The organism is Paraburkholderia bannensis NBRC 103871 (assembly GCF_000685015.1).
Taxonomy (GTDB): Bacteria; Pseudomonadota; Gammaproteobacteria; order Burkholderiales; family Burkholderiaceae; genus Paraburkholderia; species Paraburkholderia bannensis.
Window position 1 is genome coordinate 105,741 of record NZ_BAYA01000013.1, and the last position, 19,119, is coordinate 124,859.

A 19,119-nucleotide genomic window follows, 5' to 3' on the forward strand; every position below is an offset into this window, starting at 1 on the left:
AATCAGATAACATCACCTCCAAAGCATTCTGCGCCGGGATTATCTGTATTACTCTTACGAATTTTCGGCGAAACCGCAGGAGCTACCCGCCGGACTATCACCTCATCCAATTTTTGTCCGACGCGCCCTAGTTCGTTGTCTGGTGGATCAATCAGATACAATTCAACATCGACGGGAAACCGACTTGCATCATGTGTATTTGCCCGATACCTGTAAGCATGAACTCGCGTATTCGGGGGAATTCTCGGCAAAAGTTCATTTCCTTCGTATTTCCCTCCATTTGAGTCAACCCAAAACGTTGCGAGATCAAGCCTTCGCTCGATCGTAACTCGATCAATTCCAGAGACCGAGGGATCAAAGCGGATACTGAAGTATTGAGGCACAACAACGGCGTTCAATTCCTTGCACGATTTCTCCCGCGATGCGGACGTGATGAATGCCGTCACATGCGCGACCGAAAGAGCCATCACCTGAAATTTGTACTCGACTCCCTGTCCTCCCTGCTGCTTTCCGGTACTTCGAAGCGTCCCAAATTTTCCATCATCTGGGTCAAAGCGTGCATCGTCTCGCATCACTGCCATTGCCTGATCGAATATTTCGAATAGCGCCTCTCTCTGCTGACTGGAAATAGAGTCAGCCATTCCGAAGTTCTCCGATGAACTGGATGGTATTCCTGTCGTCTCCTGTGCACGGAGCTGCGTCAGACCGAAATCGACGGCCATCCCAATAATCGTCAACCGTGAAACCACATTAGCAAGCATCTTCTTCATGCAATTGATTTTTTATCCGACTTCCATACTCGGCGCCACTCCCCAATTTTTTCGATCTGGGAAATCATGATCAAACGATAATTCACATATCCGTACCGACCATACTACCTGGATATTTCTTCCCGCCTCTTCTTTCGCATTTCGGTTGTCAGGTACGGATAGACGCGGCTTAGATAGATGCTTTCCAGTCGTCGCGCGGAGCCGGGCGGCGCCGTCCTGGACGGCCCGAGGTAGGTCACGACGACATCGACCGGGAATCGGCTATGTGGCGTTTCTTTAGCTCGATACCTGTACGAGAACACAGACCCTGTTGGCGAAAGTGAAATCCCATCCGGAGGGGATGGCTCTTTCTCGCCGCGTGTTGTGACCCAGTAGTCCTCAACCTGAATCGTTTGCTTGATTTCATCTATCGAGATACCCGAGAAAGAGGATACGAAACGTAGAACGAATTCATAGGGAACTGGGGGAACACTAACCCTATCCTCTGATAGGTTCAGCGGATCATTTCTTGTTTCCATCCAGATATCCGAATCCGGAATAGCTGTGTTCTTGAATACAAAATACTCGCAATTTTCAGGATCACACCTGTTCCTCCTTCTCGTCAGCACCCCAAATGCCGAATTTGACTCGTATTCACCCTCATCTTCACGGAGAATTTTCATGGCTTCTTCGATCGCATTCGTCAACGAATTCTTCTCTGACTGATTGAGTGCCCTATCCATTTCCACTAACTCCGATCCGCCTGAGGTTTTGCTCATAGTATCGTGTGCAGACACCTGGATTGAGAACAAAAGAGTGCTCAGGATCATGCCAATATTGATCCACTGCATTCTCAGTCGCATAGGCATCTTCTTCATGATAGTGTGTGTAATAGCCCGACTCATGAATTGCCATCTGCCTCACCTGCTCATGAGTCGCCCCGCGCATCTCGCATATTTCCTGTTGAATCTTTTCGAAATCAGCTTTAAGCAGCTCTAATCCGGGCGAGTCCTTTAGATATACGACGCGCCACCAGTAATAAAAGATCAACATTCGATGCATTCCCACCTTGACCCGGAAGTCGTCGGGAAACGGAGTAACCTGGGCGATCTGCCATTTATTTGCAGCGATTACGAGCTCGAACATCGTTTCCATTCCGCCATACTGCGAATAGTCACCTGGATAGCTACAGTAAAGGGAGGCCATCCAGAAAGTCTGCTGACAATGACGACCCTCGTGATAGAGGGTCATGGCGAGACCGCACAAAGTGTCTTGCATTGCATTGGCTGGGAATTCAGCTATACGTTTCTTGTCAGCCTCTAATTTTCTCTTTGCAATCAACAGAATTCTTTCTAGATAGGGTCGTGCGATCAGCATTGCCCATTGATCCGCACTGAATACTGCGAGTGTGGTTTTCGGATGCAGATTTAGCTCCACCAGCTTATCTTCACTTGCGATCAAGACTTGTGGTAATGCAGTTTTTTTCAATCCGAACGGGCCTGTCTCGAGCGCGATTTCCAGAGCCGCCGACACCGCATCCACGATTACTGCAAAGGACTGGTCGAACGGCAAGTCCACCACCGCGCCCCAGTCAATCGCCATCAACTTCTCCTTCACCGCTGCCGTATAAGGCTTGGCGACAAAGTATTCGACGTCGTTACGCGTGTGGATGCTGACCGGCTCCTCCTTTGAATTCCCCAAGTACCGATAGCTCCGCAAACCGAAGTTATCTGCGTCACAGCTAAGGTAATCCGGCACCTTACCCTCAGAAGTAGCACCGTTTACAGGCGTTTTAACCGTCTGTCCACTGACTTGCGTCTGCCGCGCTGGCACGTCTACCGCCGCAGGTGGCGGCAATGCCGCATCGCGCGAAATCGTTAAATTTGTCACGGCAATCACGTTGTCGGGTTCGCTTTGAGCCATAAGCTCAATCGTTCCAAACACGACCGCGTTACTCGTGACGGGTTGCAATTCGCCTAGATGGTTTGTGACACCGGAAATAACTTGCCCATCATCCAGCGTGAGTCGATAAGGCTGTTCGGGGAGCGCAAACCCGCCCCCCTCCTCCACCAGCACATGATGCGCAGCAAACTTACCGGGGTTCTCAGGCGTCACAGGAAAATCCACCGGCATCGCCTGCGGATCGTTCGTTCCATGATTCGCCGCATGCAGCAGAAAATTGCCGCCCGTGTAGCCCGTCAGCCCTTCCGGCCGAAGCCGCAGCAGCGTACCGCCGCAAACAATATCGACACCATCCCTCCCCGCTATCCTCACAATACCGTTCGTGCTACTAATAGACAGATCATCCCGCGCCGCCAGCGTCATCGATTCGTTACGCGACTCAATACGCAACGGCCCCGGCGAGATCACCGTCACGGCCTTTTGCGCATAGAACGCGATCTTCTCGCGCACCGACGCAAACAACGACTTTCCCGCCGCAATCGAAACATGACTGCCCGTTGTCAAAGCGGTATGTCGTTCGCTCGCAATATGCGTGCTCGCCGCCGCTGCCATATGCAGATTGGCCGCGCTAGATAGCGCGATATCGGGTTGCTCGAACTCCGGAAACGCATCGGCACTTTGGGTCGGCTTGCCTTTGAGACGCGCAATGGCCTCCTTGATCTCACCGGTCACTTCAGACTGTTCGGCTAGCGCCTGTTGCGCACCGTGCCGTTGCGCCTGCGCTGCGAGTCCCTCGTGCAGATCGCGCGCGGCAGTCAATTGGCCGATGGTCTCGCCCATCTCCTTGACCTTACCCGCCGCCCGTTGCCGCCCCCACGTCGTCAGCAGCAGCCCAAGCGCGGCACGAATTGCGCCCTGCCTGTCGGTGCGCAATTCAAAACCTTCGCCACGCGCATCCTGCCGTCCTTCATGATCGTCAATACGCGTGATGTAGCCGATGCTCAAGCTCGACTTGCCGTGATCGCTGGCCAGTTGTGTCTGCATGCGGTCTTGCGTGTCGTCCAGCGCCAGATGATTGCTTTGCGAGCCGAGGCCCAGACTTTTGCTCACGATCCCGCTCAACGCCTGATTGGCAGGCATTTTCCACGGCGGACGATTGTTCTCGTCGACCGCGAAGCCGGCAATGACGGGCCTGTCCGGATCGCCGTGTATGTAGCCCACCAGCACCGCCTGGCCGCATCGCGCGTGCGTGACGGTGCCCATTCCGTTGCCCTGCCACTGCGTCGCCAGCCTCACCCAGATGGCCGATTTACCGTCGTATTCGCCTTGACGATCCCAATCGAATTGCACCAGCGCACGGTTATATTCGTCGACGAACATTTCCGCGTTTTCGGGGCCGACGATCACCGCGTATTCATATCCGCCGATAGTCGGGCGCGGCGTCACCTGCGGCATACGATAAGGCTCGTGCAGCGGCTGCATATCGAATGACGTCGCAATTGCGTACTCGCGCGTCGAACTGGAAGTGGTGCCCGTCGCGCAGATGTCCATCTCGCAGCCAAGCACCAGATAAGCCCCGTTGGCCGGTCGATGCGGATAGTGCGCGAGCGTCAGCGTCTTGCCTGCCTCGATTCCACGCAGCGCGCCATGCGCCCGCGCACGCAGTCCGCTCGCGCGTAGCGCCTCCAGTTTGATACGGGCAAATTCGCGCGCGTCGGCTTCCCAGTTGCTTTCGTCATAGGGTGCATCGCGACGCGTTTTCGGCAGCGCGAAATCGGCCAGCGCATAGACTTCCTGTTCCGCGTTTGCTGTGTTTCTGGGCCGATAATGTTGCGCGCGAAACGGTGTTGAAAACCGGTTTGAACGCGGCTGAACATAACTATGGTCTTGAACCGTGACAACGCCCGGCGTGACCGCACTACATAGCGTGAGTTTGCTGATGTGCTCTTCGTCGATATGGCCGCCGCCCGCGTGATAGCGCAGCGTTTTGTAGGCCCGCTCATGTTTGCGATAGGCGTTGGCGTTGTCCGCGATCACAAGCACATGCTCGCGCTCGCGATGTTCAAACCAGACAACGAAGCCCCATTCTTCGCAGAGCCGCAAAAAGAAGTGCCAGTCCGATTCCCAGGCCTGCCGGATATAGTCGCGCTGCGGATAAGCCGCCGAATTGATCCGCCATTCAATCTGGCCGTATGACCCAATGACGTCGTGCAGAATATCGACGATGGCGCCGCTGAAGAAACGCGAATCCTGCTTCAACGCGGCGAGCCAGAACGATGGCCGCACCACGAATTCGTAGACGACATCGTGTCCGTCGCCGCCCAGCACGCACGCTGAAGCAACGATCCCGTTGATGTGCCGCGTCCCGGCGCCGGTGCGGGTGGTCATGACGCCGCGGCGACCGCGCACCAGGCCGTCCCGGCCCACGCTGTCCACACGCTCCAGGTCGATCGTCAGCCAGACCGGCGTGCCCGCGATCCGGTCGAGGTCGATCCTCGTACGCTCGTCGTCGTCGAAGAACCCCGGCGCGAGACTCGCGCGGGCGCACGCTTGCACGCGGTATTCAAAGAGTTGCCCGATCCCTTCGCGGCCAACGATACGGCGCGGCGCGAGCGCGAGCTGTTCGGGCAACGCGGGGCCGCGCATGCCCAGCATCTGCCATTGCGCGCCCGTCATGACGCGGCCTCAACCGGCGCGACGTCGCACGCGCGCTTTGCTTCTCGCATCGCTCACTCCAGCGTTTCGGGGCGTCAACGACTGTCGCCCATCTCCGCCAGAATGGTCTTGTACGAGATAAATTCACATCCGAAAATTCCGAATTTTCGTCACTCGCCGATCCACGACCCGCGCAGGTCGCTGTCGTGCAGCAGTTGCAGCAGGGTTTGCGCCGGACGGCTCAGGCGCTTCGCCGCGAGCGCGATGAATTCGACGTCGGGCAGCACTGGCAGGCTCGCCACGTTGACGGGCGGCGCCAGACCGCGCGCCGCCAGGTACTGCGGGCGCACCGTAATGCCCAGCCCGCCGCGCGCCGCCGCCACGCAGCCCGAATGGCTGCTGCTCGTGCACACCACCTGCCAGCGAAAGTCGGTCTGCGCAAGCGCGTCGAGCACGACCGCCCGCGTGACGCTCGGTTCGGCCACGAGGATCAGCGGCAGCGGCTGCGTGAGATCAACCGCCGTGCCCGCGCGCGCGAGCCATTCCAGCCGGCCCGCAAACAGCGCCGTGCCGCGCTTGTCGCCCAGTCGCCGCTTGCCCACCATCAGCTCGATTGCGCCCGCGTCCAGCAACTCGTAAAGCTGCCCGGTCATGCCGATGGTGATTTCCAGCTCCACGTCGGGATGCGCGTTGCGAAACGCCGTGAGCACCGTGGGAAGCGGCCCGAGCGCGATGTCGTCGGAGCAGCCCAGGCGCACGCGCCCGCGCAGTCGCGGCGCACGGAACTGCGATTCGGCGCGATTGATGGCCTGAAGGATCGCGCCCGCGTGCGCGAGCATCGCCTCTCCGTCGGGCGTAATCGCGAGCGAATGCGTGTCGCGCACGAACAGCCGTCGCCCGATTTCCTCTTCGAGGCGGCGTACGTGCTCGCTGACGCTCGACTGCGTGAGGTCGAGCTGGCGCGCCGCCTCGGTGAAGCTATGGCAGGCGGCGACCGTCGCGAAGGATTTGAGCCAGATGGGATTGAGCATGCCCCATTGTGCCACTGTTATCGGCAACGCCGATAACAGTCAGCGCCCTTAGTGGGGTTCCCGATTGCGGGCGATGACAATATCATGACGGCATTGCAGATCATTGCGCCGTGGGCCCGTGCTTTACAAGCGGCTTCACAGTCCGCTCGTCAGCCTCACCCAAACCCGCGCGCGCCCAAGAAGTCCCCGATGAACAAGGATTCAAGCCAGACGGCCCTGCTGTGGATCGTCGCCGCAGGCTTTTTCATGCAGGCGCTCGACACCACCATCGTCAACACCGCCCTGCCCGCGATGGCGCAAAGCCTGGGCGTCAAGCCGCTCGCGATGCAGCCGGTGATCGTCGCCTACACGCTCACCATGGCGATGCTCACGCCCGCTTCGGGCTGGCTCGCCGATCGCTTCGGCACGCGCCGCGTCTACTTCACCGCGATCCTTATTTTCGTGCTCGGTTCGCTGTGCTGCGCGAGTGCGCACACGCTCGGCCAGCTCGTGATCGCGCGCGTGCTGCAAGGCATTGGCGGATCGATGCTGATGCCGATTGGCCGCCTCGCTGTATTGCGTGCCGTGAGCGGCGAGCAATACGTGTCCGCGCTCGCGCTGATTTCCGTTGCAGGCCAGGTCGGCCCGATCGTCGGCCCGACGCTTGGCGGCTGGTTCGTGCAGGCGATTACCTGGCACTGGATCTTTCTCATCAATGTGCCGATCGGCCTTGCGGGCATGTTCGCCGTGCAGCGCTATTTGCCGCGCGCGTCGGCCAGCGCCGCGCCGCCTTTCGACATCGTGGGCTGCGCACTGGTGTCGCTGTGCATGATCGCGTTTTCGCTCGCTTTCGATGCGCCGGTGCACACGCATCGCGCGGCGTGGTCGGCGGGACTGTTCGCGCTCGGCCTTGCTTCCGCCCTGGTCTATGTGCCCTATGCCCGCAAGCGCCGCGAGCCGCTGTTCAAGCTTGCGCTCTTTGGCGAGCCTAACTTCAGTGTCGGGCTGATCGGCAACCTGGTCTGCCGGGTCGGTTCGAGCGCGGTGCCATTTCTCGTGCCGCTGCTCATGCAGCTCGAACTCGGTTATTCGCCGCTGCATTCGGGCCTCATGATGCTGCCCGCCGCGCTAGCGGGCACGGTGGCCAAGCGCTGGATCGCGCCGTTGATCCGCCGCTATGGCTACGACACGTTCCTGCTCGTCAACACGTCGATCGTGGGAGCGTCGATCGTTGCGTTCGCACTCATTTCGCAGGGTACGCCCGTCGCCGTCGAGATCATCGTGCTGGCCATCTTCGGTGCGGCCAATTCGATGCAGTTCGCGGCGATGAACAGCGTCACGCTCAAGGGCCTCTCGCACGAGGACGCGGGCAGCGGCAACAGCCTGTTTTCGATGGTGCAGATGCTGGCGATGGGACTGGGCGTGACGATCGGCGGAGCAATCGTGAGCCTCGTATCCGAGCACGGCGGCACGGTGGCGATGGGCTTTCGCGTGAGTTTCGCAGCCGTGGGCGTGATTACGCTGGTCTCCGCGCTGATTTTCCGGCGCATCGATTCGCCTGCGCCAGTCGCGGCTGCGGCACCTGCCGTACCGGTGGCGTCGGGGCGCCGCTGATCGGCGCCCGGCTGGTTTTACTGCGGATTTACTAAGGTTTTACTGCGGCTTGACGCGTTCGAATCGCGTCAGCTTCAGGAAGCGGTAGTACACGGTTTCGGCGTTATACACGGCGATAATCAGCCCCGCGCGGCCATCCAGAAACCCGCGCCGCAGCACATAGGTGCGAATGAAAGCCCACGCGCCGCGCCCAAGCGCCTTGCGCACGCTGCTCTTCTTGCCAACCGCGCGCCGCTGCTCCGCACCCAGCGTCGAATACGCATCCATCTTGCGCAACACGGCTTCGTAGCTGTCGTACGAGTAATGCAGCAGCTTGCCTTCGAGTCGTTTGCACGGCACGTCGTAGACGAGGCGTTCGTGCACAAGATCGTTTGAAAAGCGTGCGAGTTCACGCGGAAACAGGCGCGGAATCCAGTCCGGATACCAGCCCGAGTGATAGATCCATTCGCCGCAGAAGCTGGACAGGCGATCGACCGCATAGGCCGACAGCTCCGGCTGCGCAATCGCCACGCGGATCGATTGCGCGAGTTCGGGCGAGACGATTTCGTCGGCGTCGAGAGAAAGAATCCACGGCGTCGAAAGCTCGGCAATCGCGCGGTTTTTCTGCACGCCAAAGCCCGGCCAGTCGGCGGTTTCAATGACGCGAGCGCCATGCTGACGCGCAATCTCGACGGTATTGTCGGTGCTGCCGCTATCGAGCACGACGATCTCGCCCGCAAAGCGCACGGACTGCAGGCACTCCGCCAGATGCTGCGCGGCGTTCATCGTGATGATCGCGACGCCTAGCTGCGCTACTTTCAAGTCGCCCTCGCTTTTACTTTCTTACCAGACACTACAAGGCATTACCAGGCACTACCAGGCATTGCTGCGCGACCAGGGCCGCACGGCAGGAGACGGCTGCGGCGGCTCAAAGCCAGCCGCAGCGCGTCAGGTGGATCAGGCCAGCGTGGACGTATGCGGAACGCTCACAGCGCCTTGCGGGCCGCCAGGGCCGCCACCGCCGCCGGGGCCACCACCAGGGCCGCCAGGGCCACCGTGGCCGCCGCCACCCGGGCCCCAACCAGGGCCACAGAACGGCATCAGACAGCAACCACCCAGCGCCGTCGCCAGCGCAAGGACACCCGCGAGGGCAATCAATTTCTTCATGTTCAAACTCGTCATCAAATTGTGTTTCTCATGCCAACGCGGCACAGCGGGTCGTTCCTCGCGCTATTCGCTCGCGTCGTAGTGGGCCGTATGCTTGCAGAATCCAGACAGCCCGTGTTTACGCAGCGTTACGCTCCCTTTCCTTGCCTTGCCTGCTTTCCCGGCGCATCGACGCTATTTGCACGGTGGCGCCGGCATTTGCGGCATCAAGCGCTTAGCAATGCAGAGCTTTCCAGCTCACAATCCATTACCTGATCGTTTTGTGACGCGGCGCCGGAAAGATTCATGAAGGCGTCGTCGGGACAAAAGACATAACCGTCGCGATAACGCGTCTGGATGTACTGGCGCCCGCACGGCGACAGGCCCAGCAGCTTGCGCAAGCGGAACACCACGACGTCCAGGCTGCGCGCGTGCAGTTTCGAATTGCGGTCAAGCAGGCTCAGGATGCGTTCGCGCGAGAGCGGGCGCATGCGGTTGGCGGCAAACACGGTCAGCACCGCAAGCGCCAGCGGCGGGGCCGAAACACGCGCGCCATCCTTGAACAGCTGGTTGCCGACCGCATCGATTTCAAATCCGTCGAATGCGTAACGCGCTTCCTTGCCCGGCGAATTCGGCAGGTCGATCTTGCAGCGCAGCGCATGGCGCATGCGCGCGAGCAATTCGCGCGGATCGTACGGATCGACCAGGAAGTCATTCGCGCCAAGCTCGAACGCCAGCACCTTGTCGGCGACGTCGTTGGAGCGGCTCACGATGATGACCGGCACGGCGTAACCCGCTTCGCGCAGGCTGCGCAACGCGCCGATACCGTCGACCTCGCACGCCTCGTGGCGAAGAATGATCAGCGACGGCATTTCGCGCGCGAGGCGCTGTTCCAGCCCTTGCGCACCATACAGCACCGACATAGCGATCTGCTGGCGTTGCAGGTAGCTGCGCAGATTGTCCCGAGACACCTGATCAGGCTCGACAACAAGCACGTGAATATCCATCGATCTGTCCCTCACCAGGTGATTGCAGGCATCGATCGCGCCGGTGCGCGGGAGGCAGCCAGGACGATTCGATGTGCGACGGATCATACGGAACAACGGTGCAGGAAAAAGACGTGAAAACTGGAGAAAATGTGAATTCGCACCGCGCATGCGACCCTTACGGGCTGCTTCAGGCGAAAATAACGGCTGATTTCATCCTACCTTTGGCATCCGGCTGAACGCTTCATGAAAGCCAGCATTACGTTCAAACTTTTCCTCGCGATCCTGTCCGCGTGCGTCCTCGCGGCCGTGGCCATGGGCGTGGCGATCCGGGCGAGTTTCGAATTCGGCTTTGTGGATTTTCTGCAGGAGCAGGCCACGACCGAGCTGGCGTCCCTCGAACGCGAGCTGGAAACGGCCTACGCGCAGCATGGCAACTGGGATTTCATGCGTAACCGGATGCAGGGGCCGCAGCCCTTCGACGCAGCGCCCCCCGGCGAGCCGCCCTTTATGGGCGCGCCGAATGGGCCGGGCCCCAACGGGCCGGGCGCCAATGAGCCAGGGCCGGGCCCGAACGACCCGAACGCTCCGCCGGGCTTCAATGGCCCGAATGGCCCGAACGGTTCGAATGGTTCAAACGGCCAGAATGGCCCGAATGGCGCCGCCGGCCCCAACGGCGCTCCCGGCAATGCGGGCAACGCGCCGCCCTTCGGCCCCGACGGTTCCGGACGCTCGCGCCCGCATCGCCCGCCGTTCTCGCTCTACGACGCGCACATGAACCTCGTCACGAAAGCGGGGCCCCCGCCGCCGCCCGACGCCGTGCGCCATCCGCTCAAGGTCAACGGGCAGATCGTCGGCTGGATTGCGGTGACCGGCCCGGCCGCGCTCATCAACCAGGCCGAGATCCGCTTCAAGGATCGCCAGATGCAGGCGACGTGGATCATCGTGGGCTTCACGGCGCTGCTGTCCGCGGCCATGGCGATCGTGCTCGCGCGCACCCTGCTCACGCCGATCAAGCGCATCGTGACGGCCACGCACCGCCTGGCGGGCGGCGACTACGCGACGCGCGTGCCCGCCAAGGGCAGCGACGAATTGCAGATGCTCGCGAGCGACTTCAACCGCCTTGCCGCGTCGCTGGAGAAAGCCGAAGGCGACCGGCGCGATTTCATCGCCGACGTCTCGCACGAATTGCGTACGCCGCTTTCGGTGCTGCGCGGCGAGCTCGAAGCGATCGAGGACGGCGTGCGCCGCCCCGATGCGGCGACTATCGCGTCGCTGCAGGCGGAAGTCGCCATGCTCAGCCAGTTGATCGACGACCTGTACGAACTCTCGCTCGCCGATATCGGGCAACTCTCGTTCGAGAAAGTGCCGCTCGATCTCACGCCGATTGTGGAGGCTTCGTGCGATGCGTTCCGCGAGCGCCTCGCCGCGAAGCAGATTGCGCTCGAATTCGAGTCCGGCGTCGCGCACGCCACGCTCTCGGGCGACCCTTACCGGCTCACCCAGCTCTGGAAGAACCTGCTAGAGAACGCTTTGCGTTACACCAATGCCGGCGGCCAGGTGCACGTCGCCATCACGGAGGACGATCACGCCCTCTACGTCGATGTTCAGGATTCCTTTCCGCCTGTGCCCGCCCCGCTGCTTCCCCACCTGTTCGACCGCTTCTTCCGCGTCGACCCGTCGCGCAGCCGCCAGAGCGGCGGCGCGGGGCTCGGTCTCGCGCTGTGCAAGCGCATCGTGGAGACGCACGGCGGCACCATCGAGGCATCGCGCTCGCCGCTCGGAGGCCTGCGCGTCCTCGTCCAACTTCCACGCCTACACCAACAATGATCGACCCGACCACACGGCCTTCCATCCTGATCGTCGAAGACGAGCCCAAGCTCGCGGCGCTGCTTGCCGACTATCTGGCCAAGGAAGATTTCACGACCACGATCCTCGCAGACGGACGGGAAGTCGTGCCCTGGGTGCGCGAACACGCGCCGTCGATGGTGCTGCTCGACCTGATGCTGCCGGGACGCAGCGGGCTGGAAATATGCCGTGAATTACGCACGTTTTCGGCGGTGCCGGTGATGATCATCACCGCGCGCGTCGATGAGATCGACCGACTGCTCGGACTCGAACTCGGCGCCGACGATTACGTCTGCAAGCCGTTCAGCCCGCGCGAAGTCGTCGCGCGCGTGAAGGCGATCCTGCGCCGCGCGGAACTGCTCGCGCGCGCGCATCAGGAGGCCGAAGGCGCGGTGCCCACGCCGTTTGCCATCGACGTGCCGCATCACGCCGCGCGCCTGGACGGCAAGGATCTGCACCTCACGCCGATCGAATTCCGCCTGCTCGCGCTGCTGCATGCGGGCGCGGGGCGCATCTACGCGCGCGACTACCTGCTGCGCGCGCTTTACGAAGATCATCGCGTGGTGGCGGATCGCACCATCGATTCGCACGTCAAGAACCTGCGCCGCAAGATCCAGGCGATCCGGCCGGATCAGGACATGATCCGTTCGATTTACGGCGTGGGCTACCGGCTGGAGATGGAGCCGGTCGGCGAATAACGCCGCTGGAGGAGCGCGCCGGTGGCGGCATAGCGGACACCGGCGCGACTGCATGACGGCCGCTAGGCCTGGGTCATCCGCGCGAAGGCAGACAGCACGCGCGAGCACGTGAGCGTCTCGCGCCAGAAGCGCTCCTTGAGCAACGCGCCGGGCAACCACTGCCACGGCAACACCACCTGCGCGTTGCCCCACGCCGGACGCCAGCGCTGCGCGACCGCGCGGCGCCGGAACAGGCTCAACGTGGGCACGCCCAGGTTCGCCGCCAGGTGCCCGACGCCCGAATCGTTGCCGATAAACCAGCCCGATTCGTAGAGCCAGCCCGCCAGCCCGTCGAGGTTCGAAAAGGTATGGACTGCGAACCGGCTAAGCAGCAGTGTGTCCCAGCGCGCCAGTTCTTCGGGCGCCATGACGAAGGCCACGTCGTAGCCCCGGCGTTCGAGATGCCGCGCAAGCCGCAGAAAGCGATGCGGCAGCCAGCGCTTGTCCGAGGTGCTCGCTTCAGGATGGATCACCACGCGCCTGCCATATCGACGGTGCTGCAGACCGGTTCGCGGCACGAGGCCATTTCCGGTTCCCACCTCCGTCAAACCAAATTCGGTGCGGCAGAAGTCGGTAAAGCGCATCACCATCGGCCGGTTCCAGATATCGGCGGTCAGCGGGTCTAGAATGCGCACCGTCTCGTGGAAGGCGGGCAGGTTGCGCACCGGCTGGTGATCGTGCATCTGCAGCACCACGTCGAACGGCGCGAGCGTATCGCGCAAGATCGCCTCGTCGGGAACCGCACGGATATCGACATCGGGAAACCAGCCGCGCAGCGCCCAGGCGGCGCGGCCGAACACGACCACTTGCGCGCCATGATCCAGCAGGTTGCGCACAATCACCATCAACAGCAGCGTGTCGCCCAGCGCGTGCGACGTGATGACGGCTACACGCAACGACCGGTCAGAAAACCTGTTAGCAAGCTGCGGGGTCACGCGAGCGCCTCGCGCATCTGGTGCCTGAGCCGCTCGAACGCGCGCGCCACGCGGGCCACCGACAGCGTGTATTTCCAGTAGCGTTCGCGCAGGCGCGCGGTCGGCAGATAGCCGCCGATCACCACGCGCCCGGTGCCCCAGCCCGGTTGCCAGGTTCGCGCGAGGCCGCGCCGCATGAACAGCGACAGCGTCGGCACTTCGAGGCACGACGCCAGATGACCAATGCCGGAATCATTGCCGATGAACCAGCCCGATTCGTAGAGCCAGGCCGCCACGTTTTCCAGCGAGCCAAGCTCCGGCAACGCGATGCCATACGACTCCACGAATGCCCACGCTTCGCGCTCCTGCGGCGCGACCACGAACTGCGGATCGAAGCCGAGCTTGCGCAGCTTGAGCGCGAGCCGCAGGAAGCGCGACGGCAGCCAGCATTTGTCGCGCGTGCTGGCAGTCGGATGAATCGCGATGCGCGTGCGATGGCGGCGATGTTCGAACACGCCGGGCGCGCTCATGCCATTGCTCTTGCCGGCTTGCGCGAGCCCGAGTTCGTCGCGGCAAAACTGCATGAGCCGCTCCGCCATCGACTTCGACGACCGTGCCCGGCAGGCCGGTTCGAGCAGCACCACCTCGGGCAGTTGCAGCGCAGGGTCTGCGATCGGGCCGTCGCGACGCATGGCGATCACGCGCTCGTAACGCGGCAAGATGGCCTGCGCGGTGTCGCGCGTCAGGTCGGGCTGGATGTCGAGATCCGGAAACCATTGCGCAAGCGCGATGGCATTCCTGCCGAAGGCGGTGACGGCGACGCCGTTCGCGCGCAGGTTGCGCACGACGATCATCATTAACAGGGAGTCGCCCAGCGCGGGCGACAAGACCACGGCCACGCGGGAGGCCGGTTGCAGAGGTCGCATGGTAATTCCAGTCAGAGCGACCTTCGCGACAGTTGACCCGCAACTACCGTGTGACGTCCGCTCAGTTAAACAGCGCAGTTAAATGACACGTTGAACAAGAACGGCGGCAGCTTAGCGTGCGGAAAATTTCAGGCGGTTACCCTTTAGTTACGGCGAATAACGCCGAAAAGAGGCGGCTTTCACGCGCACAGCGCCAAGAGACGGGGAAATGCGCCAGTGCGAATCGCGCGTTGAAAGATGCGTTAATAAGAACCGGTAGCGCAGTAACCCATTACGGGTCGTGTTTCGTCTATCGTCACGCCATCGCAACCTGCCAGAGACCTGTCATGCTCACGCACCGTCCCTTTCCTTGCGACCGCCTCGCCTGCACCACCTGCGGCAAATACGCCACGCAAGCCGGAGCGCCCGCGCATGGCTGAGGGCGTGACGGCCGTCGTGCGGCAGATCAGCTCGGCTGACCTGAGCGCCGACGGCGAATTCCTGCTGATCCACGATGGCGACGCCACGGCGGCGCTGCATCGCTCGGTCTTCAACGACCTGCTGGTCGCGCTGCCCAATGCGATGGAGAAAATCCAGCGCATCGACAACAGCCCCGCGCCGTCGTTTACGCTCATGCAGGCGCGCGGCTGCGAGATCGGCAGGCTCGACGGCACGCGCCAGCTGGTGATCCGCTTCCGGCTCTCGCGCACCGCCAGCCTGTCGTTTACGGTGCCGTGCGAGCAGGTTCCCGGCATCGTCGAAGCGCTGGAGTCCGCCGCGCATCATGAGACCGCGCTGTCCGCGCGCGCCAACTGGCTGCAATGACATGCCGCAACGTCGAACGCAACGGCGCGCATGCGCGTGCCCGTCGCGCACGTTCCCCGGTTCTTCCGCAATCCCCTGCTGACCTCGCCCATCTTGATCCTGCGTGACGTAGTGCGCGGCTTTCGTCTGAAGCCGCTGATTTCCCTGTTGCTCGTCGTGCCCGGATTCGCGCCGCCGCTGGCGCTCGCGCAGCTCGCGGGCGCGGCTTCGCTGCCGGCGTATTTGCCTGATGCGTCGCCCGATTCGTCGCTCTCAGCCGGGGCCTTGCGCGTCGACCCGCAATTGCAGGAGCACCCGCTGCAATCCGGCCAGAAAAGCGCGACGGCCGCGCTCGCCGATTCGATGACGGGCACCGCCGATACCGACTACTCGCTGCACGGCAACGCCGAATTGCGTCGCTACGATTCGGTCATCAAAGGCGACCATCTCCACTACTTCGAAGACAGCGACACCGCCGACGCCTATGGCCACGTCAGCCTGACCGACGGCGGCGCGACCTTCTTCGGCCCTTATGCGCATATGCGCGTGGAGGCGTCGCAAGGCTACATCAGCACACCGAAGTATCGCTTCGTGGTCAACGGAGGATGGGGCTCGGCGGAGCGCGCCGACCTGATCGACAACGAACGCACCGAGATCCGTGACGGCACGTATTCGACCTGCCAGTGCGACGGCCAGCCGGCCTGGTACCTGCGCGCCTCGCGCTTCGACATGGACAGCGGGTCGGACACCGGCGTCGCGCACAATGCGGTGCTGTTTTTTCAGGGCTTTCCGCTGTTCGCGAGCCCGTGGCTGTCGTTTCCGCTTTCGAGCGACCGACGCAGCGGCCTGTTGCCGCCCACGTTCTCGTTCAGCTCCACGGGCGGCTTCGATCTGTCGACGCCCATCTATTTCAATCTCGCGCCGAACTACGATCTCACGCTGACGCCGCGCATCATCAGCCGTCGCGGCGAGTTGATAAGCGCCGATTACCGCTATCTGGGCAGCAACTATAGCGGCGAGATTTCGGGGCTGCTCCTGCCGCACGACGCGCTCACGAAGACCCAGCGCTATTCGCTCTCGATCAAGCAGGACTGGCAGATCGGATCGGGCTTTTCGGCTTATGTGAACTACAACCGCGTGTCGGACGGCAACGTCAACACCGACCTGGTTTCGGCGGGCCAGACGCTGCTGGGATCGACCACGCTTTACGACCAGGAAGCGGGCCTGCGCTATGCGAACGGCCCGTGGTCGGTGCTGCTGCGCGAGCAGCACTGGCAATCGTATTCGGGCGATTCGGTCTACAACCGCGAGCCGCAGGTCAACGTGAGTTACGCGCGCTACAACGTGGGCGGGCTGGACTTTGGCGCGCAGGCCGACGCCTCGCGCTTCACGATGGCGGACAGCACGGTCGCGCAAGGCAACCGCTTCGTCTTCGACCCCTACGTGTCCATGCCGATCGTGCGGCCATCGTGGTACATCACGCCTAAGGTGCAATGGCACTTCGCGGCCTACAACCTGTCCACGCTGGGCAGCGATCCGGTGGCTGGCCAGCCGCGCAATTTCTCCGTCAACGTGCCGACCGTCAGCCTGGATTCCGGCATGACGTTCGAGCGCAGCATCACGCTGTTCGGCCATTCGTATATCCAGACGCTCGAACCGCGGCTCATGTACGTCTATACGCCTTATCGCAACCAGAATTTCGCGCCCCTGTTCGACACGGCCCAGGCCGATTTCGGTCTCGCGGAAGTTTTCAGCACCAATAGCTTCGTCGGCGACGACCGCATCGCCGACGCCAATCGCGTCACTGCCGGCATCACGACGCGCTTCATCGATGCCGCGACGGGTTCCGAGGCCGCGCGCTTTGTGCTCGCGCAGCAGTACAACTTCACGACGCCGCGCGTGACGCTGCTCGCCGACGGCACGGCGAACGACCTGACGCGCACGGGCGTGATCGCGGGCGGCTCGCTCAACATCGGTAATAATTTCAAGGCCGAGCAGGCGTTCGAATACAACGAATCGAATTCGTATCTTTCCCACACGAGCACGGGATTTTCGTGGGCGCCCGCAACCGGCGAGGTCGTGAACGTGGCCTATCGCTACACGCGCCGCGACGCAACCGACTCGACCGACGATACCGAACCGGTCAGCCAGTTCATCGTATCGGGTCAATGGCCGCTGAGCCGCCGCCTGTCCAGCGTCGCGCGCGTGAACTACGACATGCATCTGCACCGCCTGATCGCCGGCCTGCTGGGCTTCCAGTACGACGCCGATTGCTGGTCGCTGGGCATTGCCTTCGAGAAGTACACCAACGAAACCAGCACGACGGTGCCAAGCACCGGCAGTCGCGTGCTGATGCAGTTGCAGCTCAAGGGGCTGTCGAAGGTCGACAACGGCCTGCTCGACCAGTTCAAGGACAATGTGCCGGGCTACTCGCCGCTGCCGGACAGCAGCGCGCCCGTGTCGAAATTCACTGACTATCAGTAATACGTTCAACCGCGAGCCCTGCCTTTAACAGCGATTTAAGCCTCGCTTAATCTGCTGTTAAAGCGCTGTTACCAATCTCGCAGGCTGGTTGCACCTGTGTCGCCCGGCCCCACCTACACTCCGAACCGTGCAGAACAGAACGCATGGAACATGTGGAGGAGTAGCGAAATGAACAGAACCATTCTCGGCCTGGCGCTTGGCGCGGCGGCACTGCTGGCTTCGACGGCGGCCAGCGCGCATGTGGATGTTGCAGTCGGGATCGGCGTGCCGGGCGTGGCCTATGCGCCGGAGCCTGAATATGTTGCGCCTCCGCCGCCGGTTGCCTACGCACCGCCGCCGCCCGCAGTGGTTGCCTATGGCTACGACGATGACTGGCGCGCACGCCGCTGGCGCGAACACGAATGGCGGGAACACGAGCACCGCGAGCATGAATGGCGCGAGCACGAGTGGCACGACCGCGACTGGGGACATTGAATGCCTCTTATCCCGCGATCCAATCCCCGCTAAACTCCAGCGACCTTGAACCCAGCTTCAAACGCTTCAAACACCACGCAGGCTAAAATCATGAAACTGAATCATCGTATGAGTCTGTTCGTTGCTGCCGCACGCTCGGCCTGGCAGCGGCGGGCAGCGCAAACGCCGAAGGCTGCATGAAAGGCGCGGTCGTGGGCGGCGTCGCCGGCCACTATGCGGGCCACCATGCCGTCGTGGGCGCGGTCGGCGGCTGCATCGTCGGCCATCACATGGCGGCTAAAAAACGCGCTGAAGAGCGCGCCGCGCAGCACGATGCGGAGCGGGCGCATCAACTCCCCAGCTAACATCGCTTGAACGCCAGGCACGGAGGCAAATCCCCTCCGTGCCCATAGAACGCTTTAAAGCGAACACGATAAAGCGGGTATTCGTATCCGCTGTGCTATCCTGGCGGCACACGCTTTGCACCGGCTCGATCAAAGACAACTTGCCGAGTGGAGATAACCAGGATGGATGAAAGAAAGCGAGACAGCATCGTCGCCTACCTGCAACGCAGGATGGCCGAATTCGATATCACCCCCGAAGCCCTTGCCGCCTCGATCGCCGAAGACCAGCGCCGCCTCCAGGCGGTCAAGTATCGCGACGCCAGCGGCAACAGCTGGGACGGCGAAGGCGCCGCGCCGCAATGGGTCGTGCAGGCGACCAGCGCCGGACAGTCCCTCGATCACTTCCTGGTGCGCCGCGAGAAAGAACCCCAGGCGGACAAGCCCAAAAGCGTCGACTGGCGCGACGATCCGTTTGCGGGCACGCGGCTCGCCACCGTCAAGACCGAACAGCTTCAGGCCAGTTGAGCAGTCACAGGCAGCGCAACGCTGCACTTTGAAACATTGACCAACGCTTAGACTCAAAGAATCC

At 62.1% G+C, this 19,119-nt stretch carries 17 protein-coding genes; 8 read left to right on the plus strand and 9 right to left on the minus strand.

The window, feature by feature from the left end; all coding sequences use genetic code 11:
• Positions 1-2 precede the first annotated feature (2 nt).
• From BBA01S_RS46895 to BBA01S_RS20420, 4 genes are all read right to left on the minus strand, one after another.
• Positions 3-770, minus strand: coding sequence for a hypothetical protein (locus BBA01S_RS46895; protein ID WP_156966006.1), 768 nt, complete (start codon positions 768-770; stop codon positions 3-5).
• A gap of 104 nt (positions 771-874) precedes the next feature.
• Positions 875-1,492, minus strand: coding sequence for a hypothetical protein (locus BBA01S_RS45990; RefSeq protein WP_084162376.1), 618 nt, complete (start codon positions 1,490-1,492; stop codon positions 875-877).
• The gene (locus tag BBA01S_RS20415; RefSeq protein ID WP_027818082.1) at positions 1,485-5,327 is read right to left on the minus strand and encodes a type VI secretion system Vgr family protein; all 3,843 of its coding nucleotides are present in this window, start codon (positions 5,325-5,327) and stop codon (positions 1,485-1,487) included. Before BBA01S_RS20415 ends, BBA01S_RS45990 begins: the two co-directional genes overlap by 8 nt.
• Before the next feature lie 149 nt (positions 5,328-5,476).
• Complete coding sequence (locus tag BBA01S_RS20420) at positions 5,477-6,337, minus strand: LysR family transcriptional regulator (RefSeq protein ID WP_027818083.1); 861 nt, start codon at positions 6,335-6,337, stop codon at positions 5,477-5,479.
• An 84-nt stretch (positions 6,338-6,421) separates the two neighbouring features.
• On the opposite strand from BBA01S_RS20420, the gene BBA01S_RS20425 reads away from it, so the two are divergent.
• The gene (locus BBA01S_RS20425; RefSeq protein ID WP_156966007.1) at positions 6,422-7,930 is read left to right on the plus strand and encodes a DHA2 family efflux MFS transporter permease subunit; all 1,509 of its coding nucleotides are present in this window, start codon (positions 6,422-6,424) and stop codon (positions 7,928-7,930) included.
• A 39-nt stretch (positions 7,931-7,969) separates the two neighbouring features.
• Here BBA01S_RS20425 and BBA01S_RS20430 read toward each other — a convergent pair whose 3' ends face one another.
• The 3 genes from BBA01S_RS20430 to BBA01S_RS41940 form a co-directional block, all read right to left on the minus strand.
• Positions 7,970-8,731 carry a glycosyltransferase family 2 protein gene (locus tag BBA01S_RS20430; protein WP_027818085.1) on the minus strand — a complete coding sequence of 254 codons (762 nt, stop codon included), beginning with the start codon at positions 8,729-8,731 and terminating at the stop codon, positions 7,970-7,972.
• A gap of 135 nt (positions 8,732-8,866) precedes the next feature.
• A complete protein-coding gene (locus BBA01S_RS45995) occupies positions 8,867-9,076 on the minus strand; it encodes a hypothetical protein (protein WP_084162408.1) in 210 nt (69 codons plus the stop codon).
• Positions 9,077-9,282: 206 nt separating this feature from the next.
• Complete coding sequence (locus BBA01S_RS41940) at positions 9,283-10,062, minus strand: response regulator (protein ID WP_042297587.1); 780 nt, start codon at positions 10,060-10,062, stop codon at positions 9,283-9,285.
• A 225-nt stretch (positions 10,063-10,287) separates the two neighbouring features.
• On the opposite strand from BBA01S_RS41940, the gene BBA01S_RS20440 reads away from it, so the two are divergent.
• Together BBA01S_RS20440 and BBA01S_RS20445 are read left to right on the plus strand one after the other, a co-directional pair.
• Positions 10,288-11,871 carry an ATP-binding protein gene (locus BBA01S_RS20440; protein WP_027818086.1) on the plus strand — a complete coding sequence of 528 codons (1,584 nt, stop codon included), beginning with the start codon at positions 10,288-10,290 and terminating at the stop codon, positions 11,869-11,871.
• Entirely contained in the window at positions 11,868-12,587 is a 720-nt protein-coding gene (locus BBA01S_RS20445) for a response regulator (RefSeq protein ID WP_027818087.1), read from the plus strand. Before BBA01S_RS20440 ends, BBA01S_RS20445 begins: the two co-directional genes overlap by 4 nt.
• Before the next feature lie 62 nt (positions 12,588-12,649).
• On the opposite strand, the gene BBA01S_RS20450 is transcribed toward BBA01S_RS20445, so the two are convergent.
• Positions 12,650-13,522, minus strand: coding sequence for a glycosyltransferase family 9 protein (locus BBA01S_RS20450; RefSeq protein ID WP_245641540.1), 873 nt, complete (start codon positions 13,520-13,522; stop codon positions 12,650-12,652).
• 35 nt (positions 13,523-13,557) lie between these two features.
• A complete protein-coding gene (locus tag BBA01S_RS20455) occupies positions 13,558-14,466 on the minus strand; it encodes a glycosyltransferase family 9 protein (RefSeq protein ID WP_042297588.1) in 909 nt (302 codons plus the stop codon).
• Positions 14,467-14,877: 411 nt separating this feature from the next.
• Between BBA01S_RS20455 and BBA01S_RS20460 the strand changes: the two genes are divergently transcribed.
• The 5 genes from BBA01S_RS20460 to BBA01S_RS20480 all read left to right on the plus strand — a co-directional run bounded on the left by BBA01S_RS20460 (position 14,878) and on the right by BBA01S_RS20480 (position 19,055).
• The gene (locus BBA01S_RS20460; protein ID WP_027818090.1) at positions 14,878-15,270 is read left to right on the plus strand and encodes a hypothetical protein; all 393 of its coding nucleotides are present in this window, start codon (positions 14,878-14,880) and stop codon (positions 15,268-15,270) included.
• 30 nt (positions 15,271-15,300) lie between these two features.
• On the plus strand, positions 15,301-17,733 hold the full coding sequence (locus tag BBA01S_RS20465) for an LPS-assembly protein LptD (protein ID WP_084162378.1): 2,433 nt from the start codon (positions 15,301-15,303) through the stop codon (positions 17,731-17,733).
• Positions 17,734-17,901: 168 nt separating this feature from the next.
• On the plus strand, positions 17,902-18,207 hold the full coding sequence (locus BBA01S_RS20470) for a hypothetical protein (RefSeq protein WP_027818092.1): 306 nt from the start codon (positions 17,902-17,904) through the stop codon (positions 18,205-18,207).
• A 140-nt stretch (positions 18,208-18,347) separates the two neighbouring features.
• The gene (locus BBA01S_RS41945) at positions 18,348-18,551 is read left to right on the plus strand and encodes a hypothetical protein (RefSeq protein ID WP_042297589.1); all 204 of its coding nucleotides are present in this window, start codon (positions 18,348-18,350) and stop codon (positions 18,549-18,551) included.
• A 162-nt stretch (positions 18,552-18,713) separates the two neighbouring features.
• A complete protein-coding gene (locus BBA01S_RS20480; protein ID WP_027818094.1) occupies positions 18,714-19,055 on the plus strand; it encodes an H-NS family nucleoid-associated regulatory protein in 342 nt (113 codons plus the stop codon).
• The last annotated feature ends 64 nt before the right edge of the window (positions 19,056-19,119 follow it).